We start from the raw sequence: 14,693 nt of genomic DNA on the forward strand, positions 1-14,693 counted from the left end.
CATCTGTTGTCATATACTTGTAAGTATTTATTATCTGGATTTTTAATCGCTAAGAGAGAAAATTCATGTAAAGTATTAGATAACACTTCCTTAACAAGTTGAAGGATTTTTACAAGATCCCTCTGTGATAATGAACCAATCTTACAAACAATGTTATATTCATCAATGCTAACAATTTTATCAATTCTAGTCCATGATTCTCTTTTAAGCCAGCAGCTTCCCAATCATCAATTGGGATACTATATGGATTAGTAGACTTATCCTTAGTGGTAACATACATCGCAAGGATAGCAATTGTATTATCATCAATCACTATAGCAGGTCTTCTCTTGACTTCATTTATATCTGAATATGGAAACTGTACCCACCAAACATCACCAATACTATACTTTCCCATTTGTTATAACCTCATTCTTATATACCTTGTCCCACTCATCATCTTGAATCCACTCGTCATCAGGGGGCAAGTCTTTAATGTTTACTGCTAAATCAAGGAGCTTATCACGATTGTTGTTTAGAAATTTCTTAAAATCTTCAACTGTCTTTATTTTATCCATAAGATCTCCTTCCAATAGTATTCACGCAAATATAGATATATTATACTTTTAGAAAGTAATAGTGTCAATGTGTGGTACCGCATGATATTGTGGATATTACAAGCTGGTTGTATAATGAATAATAAAGTTAGAAATTTTAAGTCGCAGTGCCACTGTAAATCAACTAAGTGACGCTCCGAATGATAACATTTCGCTGCGGCATCCGCTTCGCTTCGCCTAAGCGAGAGCTTAGAATTTATCATTCGGGGCTGGCACCTTAAAATTATGCAAATAGCAACCCGAATACCAAATTAAAGGCAGCTACTCCCACCCGCCCCCATGTGGCTGATGTGATTCTTTAATAAAATTATAGAAATCAGCTCCGTTTTTGCGTTGCTCAGAGGCGCATTGCGAAGCAGCTAAGCCTATGAGCAATGCAAAAAGGTAGGAGCGTCACTTAATAATACAAAAAATCACATTAGCCATCTCAAATCACAAAATCAGATAATCAGGCACCCCATCCTTATATCTGCAGCTCATTTCTCCCTGGACTAAAGGCCTTAGATACTTCATCATCTCCTCTGTAACTCCATTGTGAGCCTCATTTATCCACTGAAGAGGAACCTTCTTTTCAAGATTAGCAACTTCTGCTATGTCAACTGATGAATATTCCACCTTGTAAGGCTCATCAGAAACCCTTATAAGCCTTGCCATCTTTCCTGACAGCCCCTCACGGCCAAGTCTTACCGCCACTCTTCCAAGCTCTTCTGACTCTCTTATATCGGTCTCACTGAGGCAGTGCGATGCACAGCGCTGTACAAGGCTTAGTTCTATGTATCTTGCCTTGTATTTAAGCTCATCTTTTAGCACTTTCTCAAGTATCCTTCCATTTCCTGCAAGCTGCTTATGTCCAAAGGCATCCACTTCACCATCTTCATCTGCGTGATTCTTGCCACCCTGCTCTATAACCGTACCCTCGCTTAGGGCAACGATTACATTCTTTGACTTCTTCATCACTTCCTTAAGGTCAGCCACAAATTTGTCTACAGAAAGGGTGACCTCGCTTAAGTAAATGAGATAGGGAACCTCGCTGTCCTTTTCAGCCGCAAGTGCCGCAGCGGCTGTAAGCCAGCCTGCATTTCTTCCCATAATCTCGACTATAAGGATGTTTTCCCTATCATAGACCTTTACTTCCCTTGCAAGCTCGTGGCACACAGTAGCTATGTATTTTGCAGTGGAGCCAAAGCCCGGGCAGTGGTCTATACCATTTAAGTCATTGTCTATGGTCTTAGGAGCGCCATTTACAGTAATATCTGTTATTTTATTTTCGTTAAAATACTCCGAAAGCCTGTAAACTGTGTCCATCGAGTCATTTCCACCTATGTAGACAAAATGCCCTATGTCGTATTTTCTAAACACTTCCACAACCCTCTTAAAGTCAGTCTCATCTTCCTTTGGGTCTGAAAGCCTGTAACGGCAGGAGCCAAGAGCTGAAGCAGGAGTACGCATGAGCTTGTCCAAATCATCCTCTGAAAGCCCTGTCAAATCAATGATATTTTCCTTTAGTATTCCCTCTACTCCAAATCTTGAGCCATATACCTTAGCTCCCTTATTTTCCTTGCACCACTCCCTTATTACCCCTGTGAGAGTCGCATTTATTGCAGCTGTTGGCCCACCTGACTGGGCTACTATAAGATTCTTCATTCTACCTTAACTCCTTGTCAATGTCTCAAACTTGTATCCCACGCCCCAAACTGTAGAAAGCCTCCATTCTGTATGGTCATTAATCTTCTTTCTAAGCCTTTTCACATGGACATCTACTGTTCTGGTATCGCCTATGTACTCATAGCCCCAGATCCTGTCAAGGAGCTGTTCCCTTGTAAATACCTGATTTGGGTGAGATGCGAGAAAATAAAATAGCTCCAGCTCCTTAGGCGGCATATCCACCCTTTTATCATAGTAAGTAACAGAATAATTGGTTAGGTTTATTTCCAAATCCGCATAGCGTACTCTGTTAATGTTCGCATCTTCTTCTACTCCTGTAGTAGCATTATTGTCGTTACCGGCTCCTGTATCTGCACTAAATCTCCTAAGTACAGCCTTTACCCTTGCTACAAGCTCTTTTGAGTCAAAGGGCTTAATCATATAGTCATCCGCACCAAGCTCGAGTCCAAGCACCTTGTCAAAGATTTCTCCCTTTGCAGACAGCATAATAATAGGCACCTTCGAGGTTTTCCTAATCTCCCTGCATACATCATAGCCATCCTTTCCCGGAAGCATAAGGTCTAGCAGGATGAGGTCAGGCTGGTACTCCTTAAACAGGGTAAGAGCCACCTCTCCGTCTTCTGCCCTCTTTGTATCGTAGCATTCTTTCACGAGATAGAGCGATATAAGCTCAGATATATCCTCATCATCGTCCACTATAAGTATCTTTTGTTTCTCAGACATTACTTTTCTCCTCACTGTATTATCTGCCATTTAGCACATCTCTTCTCTTTTTATAATCAGGCATAATATTTCCTACAACCCTCCAAAAGTCACTGGAATGGTTGGGGTGTATGAAATGAGCCATTTCGTGAACTACCACATACCGGAGACATTCCTTGGGTTTGTGAATAAGCTCAAGGTTCAGGGTAATTTTGCCTCCCTTTGGCTTGCAGGAGCCCCATCTGCTGGTCATCTTCCTTATGCTGATGCTGGGATATGCAACTCCCATTTCCTTGAAATCAGGATAACAAAAGTCCACCATCTTCGTAAATACTTCTTTTGCGAAGGTTAACTCCCATTTCTTTAGCAGGCGTTCTTTTCTCTCCCTGTCATTTACATCTTTTACAAAGATATAAATGTACTCACTGCTTGCTTTCACGCTTTCTTTAGGTGATTGCACGACCTTTAGGCTTAGATTTTTCCCAAAATAATTTATTTCATCTCCCGTATTATAACTTATTTCTCTGTTATTTTCCGCATTTTCCCCATTTTTCTCAAATCTCTTAAAAGCTTCCAGTATGAACTCTTCTTTGCTTTTTATAAATCCTTCAATCACATCCACAGGAACTCTTTTATTGGCAGATACATAGATAATCTCACTGGGTTTCACCCTTAGATTTATATTCTTTACGGTTTTTCTTTCCAGGGTGTAGTCATACTCTTTCACACCAAGCCGTATTTTCCTAACTTCAACACTCATATCTCAAATCTCCTACGGCTTTTATTCTACCATAGAAAGTTTATAAATGCATTAATATTATACCCTTATCCCCTTCATTATCTCCCCAATTGGAGCATTGATTGTCAGCTTAGCATTTACATTTTTTCCGGTCTCTGACTTATTTATCACCACAAGGTGCTTTCCGTGAAAATAATCCACAAAGCCTGCTGCCGGGTATACGACCAAAGAAGTCCCTCCTATAATGAGGGTGTCAGCCATTGAAATCGCCATAACAGCCCTTTGGGTTACATTTTGGTCAAGTCCTTCTTCATACAGGACTACATCAGGCTTTACGATGCCACCACACTCACAATGTGGAACTCCGTCAGAGTTTTTTATAAAGTCTGCATCGTAGAATTTACCGCATTTCATACAATAATTCCTATGTATGCTTCCATGTAACTCATAGACCTTCTTACTGCCTGCCTGCTGGTGAAGTCCGTCTATATTCTGAGTTACTACAGCTAATAGCCTGCCTGCCCTCTCAAGTTCGGCGAGCTTAAGGTGGGCAGGGTTAGGCTTTGCATCTAGATACATCATCTTATCCTTATAAAACTCATAGAATGCCTCCGGGTATCTTAGAAAAAAGCTATGGCTTATAATCTGCTCGGGAGAATACTTATACTCCTGATGATAAAGCCCGTCAGCACTTCTAAAGTCAGGTATTCCACTCTCCGTAGACACTCCCGCTCCTCCAAAGAATACTATTCTACTACTGTCGTCTATTATTTTCTGAAGTTCTTCAATTTCTTTCTCATACATAGTCGGCACCTCCCTTATTTGCAATTATTATCCGATTTCGTCTAAGACCTTAAAATAATCCTTAAAAGTTTTCGCCGAGCAATCCGGATTTTTAATTATTACACCAGCTCTTCTTAGCCCCACAAGCGCAAAAGCCATAGCCACGCGGTGGTCATCATAGGTCTCTATATAAACTTCGTTTTCATTCATTTCTTCCGGGAAAATGCTTATCTCACCATCCCCCATAACAGCCCTAATTCCAAGCTTTTCCAGTTCATTTTTTATAGCAAGGAGGCGGTCTGACTCCTGCATACGGATATGGGCTATACCGGTTATCTTTGTCGGACTTTTTGCAAATGCGCTAACTGCCGCAAGGGTGAGGCTTTGGTCTGAAAAGCTGTTAAGATTTGCTTCAATTCCAGCATAAGAACCGCTTTTGGCGCCTGTAATTATAATTCCATCCTCTTCATCCTGAAGTTTTGCCCCCATTTTAGTCAGAAGTTTTACAAACTCTATATCCCCCTGAATGCTGTCTAAATGTACATTTTTTACCTGAGCCCTGCACCCAAGGATTTCAGCCATCGCATAAAAATAGCAGGCCGCAGATACATCAGGCTCAATCTCGTATTCTCTTCCCTTATAGGTATCGCCATCTTTTAATATATACGATACCGCACCATTTTCACAAACTACCTGAGGCTTCATAGAAAAGCTTTCCATCACCTTCGCTGTCATGTCCACATATGGCAGGCTTTCTCTACCTCCTGCTATATTTACCTTTAGCCCATCAGGCAGTAAAAATCCTGTCATTACTACCGCGCTTAGAAACTGACTGCTGATACCTGTATCAAGGCTTATTTCACCACCTTTTACGGCTCTTGAGTCTATGGTAAACGGAAAATGTCCCTCTGCCTCATCATAGCTTATAAGAGCACCCAGCTTTATAAGGGCATCTAAAAGCGGCTTCATAGGGCGCTTTTTCATCTGCTCGGAAGCATCTAAGTGATATACACCTGCGCTAAATGCCAAGAGAGCTGTAAGAAATCTGGCTGCTGTCCCCGCACTGCCTACATTTACAGAGGCTTCTCTAACAGGAAGCCTTCCTCCACAGCCCTGTACGGTAATAGTTTCATTTTCTTCATCTATCTCCATTTTTATGCCAAGAATGCTGAGACAGGCAAGCATATTTTTGGCATCATTTGAAAAAAGAGCACCTTTAAGAATGGTCTCCCCTTCAGCAAGAGCCGCTATAAGGAGAGCCCTGTTGGTTATACTCTTTGAGCCCGGAACCTTCACCCTTATGGTCTTATTTCGGTCTATCTTGTCAAAAATGCACCTAACTCTATATTTATCCATATTCTCACCCTATCAAGTAATTCCCCTAATTATTCTTAGTCTTCTCTTCCCCACAAAATTCACTTCTTACGCCTTTTCATATAGAAAATGTACTCTTCTACTGCAAGCCGCAATTGAATTTTGCACGCTTTTATCTAAAGATATTGATGCCAAAAGATAATAAATTTTTTGACACTTGTATCAATTAAATACATTATAGCCTTATATTAGCTTTTCCTGCAATTGTATTTTAAAATAACCCATCAGGCAAATCTTAACCTGATGGGTATGTATTATCCCGAACATAATTGTCATGTATTTTGACGCACTAATCCTAGTTATATACAAACTTCACTTCCTTTTTATCGGACTTTGAAGCCTCATCCCTTTCCTTCTTCGTACCTTCAGCTATATCAATTGCATCAAGCCTTACTCCTGCATCAAAGGTCTTGGCTGTTGTATCTGAAAATGCAGCCTTTATGCTCTCAGCAAATCTTTCAAGCTTCTTAGCTATGCTATTTCTTTCGGCAGCCATCTTTATAGCATCTTCATTCCTCTTTGCAAGTACTTCACGCAGTTTTTCCCTGACCTTCATTTCTGAGTCATAGTCATTCTTTGATATCTCGCCTTCAAGATAAAGCCTCTTAATATCAGAGTCTGACTTGCCTGTAAAAGAAACATCCTCTTTGTCTTCTGACTTTTCGGCTTCCCTTTTCTGCTCTTTTTGAGCCAGTTCTTTAAGGGCTGCATTCCTTTTTTCAGACTTGGCTTTTTCTGCCTTGCGGGCATTTTGCGACTGCTCGGCCTTTAGCTCAGCCTTATTCTGCCTAACGTTACCCAAGGCCTCCTTTTGCTCATTCTCGTCAAGCTTTTCGCTCTTTTTGGCTTCACTTGCCGCGTCATACTTAGCCACAGCCTTCTTGCTAATCTGAACGGTGTCTCCGTCCGGCGAAACTGCGACCTGATTCTCCAGTGGCTCACTGCTCACGCCTAAGCCACCACTTACACCGCCGGCTCCATTACCGGCAGATACGGAATTACCGGATGTTTTACTGATACTTTCACGACTTAAAGAACCTATTCCTTTACCACCGACGTACCCGCTATATCCACTTCCTGTGTTTATGCCTTCAATTGCCATAGTCACTACCCTCCTTGAATTGTGACATTTAAAAATATATACATATTTCCATTATAGCATAGATTTCTCATAATTGCAAAGATTTTCTTTAAAATTCTTGAACTTTTTTAAAATCTGCACATTAATCAAACTATTTAAAATAAACCACTAAATATTGGTATCAATCTACCTTGTATCCACATATATAGTTAATTTAGAGATTTACTATTCAGGAGGAACCCTTCACTTTACCTATTTAAGGAACGGCTCATCTTCATATAGGTATGTCTCTTTCCCCTTATGCATATCGAAAGAGCCATAAGGTTGTCTGGATCAGGTACCCTGCCATAGCCACCATCTCCAAGATGGTGCACATCAAAGCCTATCCTTTTATTGCAAAGTCCTATCTGCCGGATGGTGTCTGCATCCGCACTTTCCTGACTTGTACCTACAGCACTTATGGTAATTCCGCCCCTAGCCTTTACCTTGGCTACTATGGCAGAAGATTCAGCCTCACCTATGCCCGGAGCAGTTCCCACTGCGGGTATAAGCACCCCGTCAGCACCCCTATCCATAAACCCAAGTATAACTTCCTCAGAGAGTATTTTCTCAGAAAGCCCTGCAGCATGCATTTTCCCGGCAAATACAAGCCCGTTAAAATACTTCTTCGCCACCTCGATAGAAGCCATAATCCCTGCGTTTGACACTCCTGTAGCCGGGTTGCCCGTGAGCAGGATGAAGTCTACTCCCTGCCTCGCCGCCTCTTCAAAGGCTTCCTTCGTAGCCCTTCTGCCGGCAGGAAGTGTAATCAAATCTTCCACACTGTCCACATTTTCTTCCACAGGTTCTAAGTTTATACCTACAGGCTTCCCTGTCAAATGCTTAATATACTTAATTGGCTCAGCCTCATCAAGTCCGTTGATATATTTTGTAAACACATCATATTCATTTAATAAAAGTAAATCTGCTCCAAATGCAGACATCACCTCGGCATTGGTAACATCTTCAAAAAGCGGAGCCGCAGTAACAACTGTTTCTCCAAGTATGGTTCTGCTTTCACTTGCTATGATTGAATTTTTCAAATCAGAAGCCGACATTTTCCTAATATCACTGGCAGTGCAGCTTAACAATCTCTTTTTCATTTTTTCTCCTATGACTATTATGGTGTCAAAAGTATAAAAGTTTTCTTTCAAGCAGACTTTCGCCTCTCTTACACTTTTAGCGCTTCTGCTGTATGGCTTAGACAATGCACATAAAGAAAGGATAGCACTCGATATGTTCTAAGTCAAGAATAGGGAAAACTTAGATTTTGTTTGAAAAAACATTTTGTCTAAAGTATAATCAATGATGATAGAAATAATTCGCCCATTAATCTCTAATTATTATACAAATAGTCATAGACTCCTTATTCTCCATAGTTAGAAGAATAAACTCTTTTATGTCTTTGACTGTCGGTGAATTACCAAACAATTGAAATCTTCGTAATTGTTTTACTATACTAAGATTGTGGAGGAAGAGTGAAAAATAACTTATATTTTTGGGCGCACTTATATAAGGGGTCGCAAGATCCCTAAAATTGGTAACTATATAAATAAATGTTAGTTATCGTTGCGTTTTACTAACTTTGAGCTATCATAACCAAGGCTTTCAAGATAAGCAAAGACATTGTTTTCATTTAGAATCACACGCTCTATTTGATTTTTCGGAGACATAAGTTCTTCATAATCAATAGGATTAAACGGTTTTTCTTCTGAAACCATGTGATAAATGCATACTATCATCATTCGTGCTATGGCAATGATTGCTTTCTTATGACCACGGCGTTTTTTAACTCGACCATATTTGATTGCAAAATAGGTCTGCTTTTTGCTCTTGATTGCTGCAAGCGCACATTGTACCATCATAGGCTTTAAGTAATCTCCTGCTTTTGAAATCCGCACAGACTTCTTTTTACCGGCTGACTCATTGTTAGTAGGTGAAAGCCCACACCATGAGCACAGATGCTTTGCGTCATCAAAGATGCTCATATCTACGCCTGTTTCGGCAAGAACGATTGTTGAACTTAGTTCGGTCATCCCAGGCATTGTAGAAACAAGTTCAACGAACTTGTAGTAAGGCTTCATCCTTACATAAAGCTCAACTTCAGATTGAGTAATCATGCCATCAAGATACTCCAGATGGCTGCGGGCAAGTTCAAGCTTTTTAGCCTGATCAGATTCTATGTTATACCCCCTGATTGCCTCAATGATTTCATCGGATTTAGCTTTTGCCCCTTTTTTAATGAGTCTGCGGACAGCTTTTTCATCAATGGAATCAGAAGTATGTGTAAGAAGATACGACATGATTTCTGTGGCTGTTTTGCCAAAAGGATCAGACAGTACACTGGCAATGCCGACATTGGAAACAGTCATGCAGTTTTGTATGCGGTTTTTCTCAGAAGATTTCATACATACCAGTTTGAAACGGTATCTTGCGATTTCACGCAGCTGTCTGAAGTCTTTAGGGGGAATGAACGAGCATCTGACAAGGTCGAATTTGTAGAGGTCAGCAATCCATTTGGAGTCTTTTTTATCAGTTTTCTTTCCCTTGATGGCTTTGACATATTTAGGATGGGTAAGGCAGACTTCTATGTCATTCTCGAGATAATTAAAAATAGGAATCCAATATTTCCCAGTGGATTCCATACATACATGATAACAATTATTCTCGATTAGCCAGCTGTGAAATTTTCTAATATCTGAGTTGAAAGTAGAAAATGATTTTTGCTTGTACTCAGAGATTCCATCAGCATTTGTGATTACGATGGTTGCAACGATAACATTTTTGTGGACATCAAGCCCACAGCAGATGGAGTATTTTAACTTCATCATAAGTATCACCACCTTTATAAAAAAAGGATAGCAACATTGACTGTCATCCTGCGACTGAATAAACATGGTTTATTACCAATGATAAGAGTCCGGGCTCAATGTCCCACTTGTTTGTGCTTGTAAGGATGACGGCACATATAAATATACGGGGTCGAAAATAAATTCGCCACTCCTCCTCCCGTGCTCTGTAGTATATTGCTATCCTATATAGATATTATAAGACAAAGCGAGGAAAGGCACAACATTTTTTCATAACTTGTTTGTGCCTTGAGCGAAGCGAAAGGAATGGTAAAAAATATGACTGATAACAATAGCTTTATACAAACAGTGAAAATAGATGAAATACCTTGGCACAGGCTGACTACAGCTTATGGCAGAGCAACTGATTTCCCGGAATATCTGAGGATTTTATCAGAACTAAAGGATATCAAGGCTATGGAGGAGGCTGGTGAGCTTCTGGCTATTAATATATCACACCAGTCTACCCTTTGGCATTCAACACCTTTCGCCCTTATTTTTCTTGTGAGGATTTTTAAGGATGCCCTTATTAAAAGGCAGAGTAATAGCATAGCAGACTATCTTGCAAAGGAATTGCTTGAGCTCTTTGTAGAAGTTGCAGAAGCTGTGAATGATGGAAATATGCTTGAACACGCCGAGCCTTTGCCTCATTTTTTAGATTTACTAAAAGAAGAGTATTTATGGTCTGAAGTCTATGATGAAGAGGCGGACGAGCTCCGTTATGAAGATGACAATGTCTTCCCGGATGACTTATTTTACAGCTTTTACTACTATTCAAAGGAAGTTCTTCTCACCTGTAAGCCTCTGCTTAGTGGCTTAGAATACGAGGACGCAGGGGTGCTTTGTGGACTGCTGTAATGACCTCTATTCACAAGAAATTTATACTTAATGTTTTCAATAAAAATGGGCTGTCGCATTAAGAGTAATATACACGAAATACAGTGATAATTTGATGATAAATCTACTGTATCTTGTTGTACTTTTTCTTATTGCACAGCCCCTTTAATTTAGTCTTATTTAATTACTTTTTACTGCTTATATAACCTTCCCAGTCAAGAGTTAACTCTGTAGGACTTACAACAAGGGCAGGAATTCCAATACTTCCGCCACCTCTTATGTTCTTAAATTCGTCCCTTGTATCTCTAAGCTTTAAAAACTGCTTCATTGAGCCAAGGCTTTCAGTTATATTGATATATTTGTACTCAATTCCGTTCTCCTCAAGTGCCTTCTTTGCTGCAACGCAGTCAGGGCAAAGGTCGGTTCCATACATCATTATCATAAATAGTCCTCCTTAAATTAGATTGTTTACAACTTAATTGTAGCATTGTTAATAAGAAAATGCAAGTATAAATATTTTAAATCTGCTCCAATATATACTCCTTAACCTTCTCAAGCTTTGACTTCTTCCATTCACCTGTCTCTGCCTTATCTGCAAGCGGGCACATAATAAAGAAATCAAGTCCCTCTCCCTCGACTCTGCCACTCCTTTTAGGGTTAAAGAAATTCTCTCTCCACATCCTATCATCTGCATCCTTATATTCAGGCTTAAAATAAATCTGCTGCCTCTTATAAGCCGCAACCAGCATCTTAGCTGCAAGAGGTGCAAGGAGGTTGTATTCTTCTTCCTCCACATTTTCAAATATCCTAGGGAGCTTCTCCTTTACAACCCTCTCACACTCCCTGTCAATCCTAAGTCCAAAGGCTTCCCAAGTGTAATTGTCTTTCGTAAAATTAAGCTTTATAAGCAGTCCAAACTCTGTATTAAACTGAGCCCTCTGGTAATCCGTATCGAAGATGAAGTTTCCTAGCGAATAGAAAATGATTTTATCTCCGACCTTTTCATAATTCATTGGCACGTGCGGGTGATGGGATACCACAATGTCAGCCCCCATTTCAAGGTATTTAAGGTACCTCTTTCTTGTGTAGGGAGAAGGAAGCGAGGTAAATTCCTCACCACCGTGAACTACCATTACACACCAGCGGCAGCTTTTCTTAACTTCTTTTATTTTCTCCTCTATCATTTCCATTTCATGCCACATAAAGCAGCCAGCCTTATCTACATCCGCAGGCTTACAGCCTCTTCTGTATCCCACGCTTATAAGGCCTATTCCACCAGCTTCATCCAGTATAAGCGGTTTTGAAGCTTCGTCTATATTCATGCCTGCTCCTATGGTCTTTGCACCGTGTAGCCTGGCAAGCCTAAGTGTCTCACTCACACCCGCCTCGCCTGCATCCATGATATGGTTATTGCAAATATTCCAGATATCTGCCCTCATCCTGTCAAGCACCTTAACTGCCTTTGGATTCATAGAATGAAGAAGCTGTCCTACACCTGTAGTATCCCCAAGTGAGGCGCTATCTATCAAAGCCCCTTCCACATTGGCTATTATGTGATTTCCGCTATGTAAAAAATCAAGCACTTCACTTGAAATCAGCTCCTCATCATCCCATTTTCCATCCATATATTTATCAAACCCGATATCCCCTGTGAATACGAGGGATGTCTTATCCTTCATGCTATACTCCTTTATTATCCAATTTACTTGTTCAATTATCTTTATATTTATGGATACTTCCCCATCAAATTTCTTAGGTTAAGGGGGTATAATTTTACATTTTTTCAAATTATACCCCTTAACCGGCATTTTTAAATCTACTTCCAATCCCTAAGCATCTCTGCTTCATTCTTTAATACATTCTGTTTCTCTAATACTTCAAGCAAATTCTTTCTCTGTTCATCTGAAATATAGGTGTTTCTACCATTTTCCTCCGACAGTTTACGGCATTGCCTTATGGCTATCCCTATATGTGATAAGGTCAGCTTATCTTTTTTCTTCTTAAGTACTTCCGTAAAAATATCCCATACAAAGCTCTCTTCATATACCCAGAAAAACGATGCAATCCCCTGTAACACCTTAGGATTCTTCTGTATTTTACGCAAGGAATTCACATATTCTTTGGCTTTTTCTTCAACATTTTTTTCATTTTCTTCTGTTATTATTTCAGAGTTTATTATAAATAAATAAGACCCTTGGATGTACCTTGCGCAAAACTGCTGGGTAGTGTAGAGATGCCGCCAGATATTCTCACTGTCTGTTTCATCTTTTATTGCAGTAATATAATCCTCTATATTCGATACAAACCACTCTTTTACAGGCTTAGTGTTAGCTGTACCAAGTTCTGCACAGGCAGCCTTCATAAAAACAGTAGCGGCAGCCCTGCGCTCTTTTACATCTTCGTTACGTAAGCCCTCTAAGGCTTCATCCAGTACTTCTTTTGTATATTTCATGGTATTCTCTTTTCAGGATCTATAATTTTTCTAAAAATATACCTCAGTAAATTGTTAGCTTATGTTGCCTATATGAAAGTTCACTTTCAATATAGGCAAATACAGCTAACAATTAAATAGGTTTTTATTATATTATAATCTCCATCAATGTTGCTCTTGTTTTCATTCCCATTTTTTGATAGAATTTCATGGCATTATCATTTCCTTCCCAAACATTTAATATTATTTCATAACAGTTCATTTTCTTAGCCTCTCCCTTTACAAATTCAAACAGTCTCTGACCTACTTTTTGTCCCTGTGCTATCTTATCCACACAGAGGTCATCTATGAAAATATTTCTATGTGGTTTCATGTTATTTGACGCCGAAGTCTCTCTAATTACACAAAATACATATCCAATAACCATATCATCTTCATTAACTGCAACATAGACAGGTTTTGTATTATCCTTGAAAATCTCAGTCAATTCTGCTTCTGTATATTTTGTTGTACCTGAAACAAAAATATCAGGGCGAATTGTGGCATGAAGCTCTAATACCTGATTTAATAATTCTATTACTTTAGATATGTCTTTTTCTTTTGCTCTTCTAATTTGCATTTTACCTTAACCTCGCTTTTCGTTTTGTTCTTAATTGCAGTTGAATTTAATGTTAGTATAATTTCAGTATTTTTGCAAGTTAAAAGGCAGATATTACAACTGTAAAGTCCCGATAGTGGAAAATACATAGCTAAAATGGTATAATGTTGGAAAGTTCTTAAAAAATTCTAATTTGTAGGGCTGATGTGATTGTTTGTAATCTAAGTGACGCTCCTACCTTTTTGCATTGCTCATAGGCTTAGCTGCTTCGCAATGCGCCTCTGAGCAACGCAAAAACGGAGCTGATTTCTATGATTTGTGAAAAATCACATCAGCCACAAGAGGGGCCGGTGGGGGTGGCTGTTTTCTTACTTCTGGCTCAGAATCTAAGAACAGTTAGAGCCTTTGGCCTGTTGCATTTTTAATATTCGTTGTTGCCCTAGGAATATTAGTAGTTGCCATTTACCAGGCATGTTAGAAGCACCTTCGAGTTTTTCTACTTTGTTTAAAACTTTATAGCCAGCATGTTCATGTGGGCGAAGAAAGTTGTAATAGGCAACCCAAAGGGATAGGTCATAGTTGGCACCGTCGATGTTATCAAAGCCGTTGGAAGGTCTGTAAGACTGTTTATTTCGTGTAATGCATGAGCTGTTTTTCGCAGTAAGGAATAAGATCATTCCACTTCCAGTCCTGTTCGAAGGATATAATTCTAGGGAGTTCATCAACCTTGAATTTTTGGTACTTCGGAGAGTGAGAATCATCGAAGTTCCACTGCTTGAGTGGAATATATCTACAGATGAAATTTAAAAGTTGGCTAATTATTTATATTGGTATTGAATGATTTGAAGTAAATAAAGTATAATGTTTACGAGCAATTAACTCTTTTGTGGTTATGTTGGTTTGGGATTAACATTATACCTTAAAAAGGGGGAATTGCTTCTTTATTTGTGAAACCCCTGAAAATAAAGATTTTATAAGAAAACAAGGGGTGTCTTTTGA

15 protein-coding genes and 2 pseudogenes are annotated in these 14,693 nt (G+C 39.5%); 1 reads left to right on the forward strand and 16 read right to left on the reverse strand.

Features of this window, described 5'->3' with window-relative positions; all coding sequences use genetic code 11:
* Positions 1 to 109: 109 nt before the first annotated feature.
* The 10 genes from JJN12_RS12045 to JJN12_RS12090 form a co-directional block, all read right to left on the reverse strand.
* Complete coding sequence (locus tag JJN12_RS12045) at positions 110 to 397, reverse strand: type II toxin-antitoxin system PemK/MazF family toxin (protein WP_208429920.1); 288 nt, start codon at positions 395 to 397, stop codon at positions 110 to 112.
* On the reverse strand, positions 384 to 557 hold the full coding sequence (locus tag JJN12_RS12050) for a hypothetical protein (protein WP_236013783.1): 174 nt from the start codon (positions 555 to 557) through the stop codon (positions 384 to 386). Before JJN12_RS12050 ends, JJN12_RS12045 begins: the two co-directional genes overlap by 14 nt.
* Positions 558 to 1,028: 471 nt before the next feature.
* Positions 1,029 to 2,240 carry a 6-phosphofructokinase gene (locus tag JJN12_RS12055; protein WP_208429922.1) on the reverse strand — a complete coding sequence of 404 codons (1,212 nt, stop codon included), beginning with the start codon at positions 2,238 to 2,240 and terminating at the stop codon, positions 1,029 to 1,031.
* A gap of 6 nt (positions 2,241 to 2,246) precedes the next feature.
* A complete protein-coding gene (locus tag JJN12_RS12060) occupies positions 2,247 to 2,984 on the reverse strand; it encodes a response regulator transcription factor (protein ID WP_208429923.1) in 738 nt (245 codons plus the stop codon).
* A 19-nt stretch (positions 2,985 to 3,003) separates the two neighbouring features.
* Positions 3,004 to 3,723, reverse strand: coding sequence for a M48 family metallopeptidase (locus JJN12_RS12065; RefSeq protein WP_208429924.1), 720 nt, complete (start codon positions 3,721 to 3,723; stop codon positions 3,004 to 3,006).
* Positions 3,724 to 3,780: 57 nt separating this feature from the next.
* A complete protein-coding gene (locus JJN12_RS12070) occupies positions 3,781 to 4,506 on the reverse strand; it encodes an NAD-dependent protein deacylase (RefSeq protein WP_208429925.1) in 726 nt (241 codons plus the stop codon).
* A gap of 27 nt (positions 4,507 to 4,533) precedes the next feature.
* On the reverse strand, positions 4,534 to 5,841 hold the full coding sequence (gene aroA / locus JJN12_RS12075; RefSeq protein WP_208429926.1) for a 3-phosphoshikimate 1-carboxyvinyltransferase: 1,308 nt from the start codon (positions 5,839 to 5,841) through the stop codon (positions 4,534 to 4,536).
* Between the two features lie 313 nt (positions 5,842 to 6,154).
* The gene (locus tag JJN12_RS12080) at positions 6,155 to 6,961 is read right to left on the reverse strand and encodes a hypothetical protein (RefSeq protein ID WP_208429927.1); all 807 of its coding nucleotides are present in this window, start codon (positions 6,959 to 6,961) and stop codon (positions 6,155 to 6,157) included.
* Positions 6,962 to 7,188: 227 nt separating this feature from the next.
* Positions 7,189 to 8,082, reverse strand: a complete 894-nt coding sequence (locus JJN12_RS12085) for a DUF7916 family protein (protein WP_208429928.1) — start codon at positions 8,080 to 8,082, stop codon at positions 7,189 to 7,191.
* A gap of 456 nt (positions 8,083 to 8,538) precedes the next feature.
* Positions 8,539 to 9,810 carry an IS110 family RNA-guided transposase gene (locus JJN12_RS12090; protein ID WP_208427912.1) on the reverse strand — a complete coding sequence of 424 codons (1,272 nt, stop codon included), beginning with the start codon at positions 9,808 to 9,810 and terminating at the stop codon, positions 8,539 to 8,541.
* A gap of 297 nt (positions 9,811 to 10,107) precedes the next feature.
* Here JJN12_RS12090 and JJN12_RS12095 point away from each other — a divergent pair, with 297 nt between their 5' ends.
* Complete coding sequence (locus JJN12_RS12095) at positions 10,108 to 10,686, forward strand: hypothetical protein (protein WP_208429929.1); 579 nt, start codon at positions 10,108 to 10,110, stop codon at positions 10,684 to 10,686.
* 163 nt (positions 10,687 to 10,849) lie between these two features.
* On the opposite strand, the gene JJN12_RS12100 is transcribed toward JJN12_RS12095, so the two are convergent.
* The 6 genes and pseudogenes from JJN12_RS12100 to JJN12_RS14775 form a co-directional block, all read right to left on the reverse strand.
* Positions 10,850 to 11,107: a glutaredoxin domain-containing protein gene (locus JJN12_RS12100; RefSeq protein ID WP_208429930.1), complete on the reverse strand. Its 258-nt coding sequence runs from the start codon at positions 11,105 to 11,107 to the stop codon at positions 10,850 to 10,852.
* A gap of 76 nt (positions 11,108 to 11,183) precedes the next feature.
* A complete protein-coding gene (locus tag JJN12_RS12105) occupies positions 11,184 to 12,344 on the reverse strand; it encodes a CapA family protein (RefSeq protein ID WP_208429931.1) in 1,161 nt (386 codons plus the stop codon).
* Between the two features lie 137 nt (positions 12,345 to 12,481).
* Positions 12,482 to 13,117 (reverse strand): hypothetical protein, encoded by a 636-nt coding sequence (locus tag JJN12_RS12110; RefSeq protein ID WP_208429932.1) that lies wholly within the window; start codon positions 13,115 to 13,117, stop codon positions 12,482 to 12,484.
* Between the two features lie 127 nt (positions 13,118 to 13,244).
* Positions 13,245 to 13,715 (reverse strand): GNAT family N-acetyltransferase, encoded by a 471-nt coding sequence (locus JJN12_RS12115; protein WP_208429933.1) that lies wholly within the window; start codon positions 13,713 to 13,715, stop codon positions 13,245 to 13,247.
* A 365-nt stretch (positions 13,716 to 14,080) separates the two neighbouring features.
* A pseudogene (locus tag JJN12_RS14655) lies at positions 14,081 to 14,323 on the reverse strand (transposase); the annotation flags it as partial.
* A gap of 49 nt (positions 14,324 to 14,372) precedes the next feature.
* Positions 14,373 to 14,569: pseudogene (locus JJN12_RS14775) on the reverse strand (transposase); the annotation flags it as partial.
* Between the last annotated feature and the right edge of the window lie 124 nt (positions 14,570 to 14,693).

This window comes from Catonella massiliensis (assembly GCF_016651435.1).
Lineage (GTDB): Bacteria > Bacillota > Clostridia > Lachnospirales > Lachnospiraceae > Catonella > Catonella massiliensis.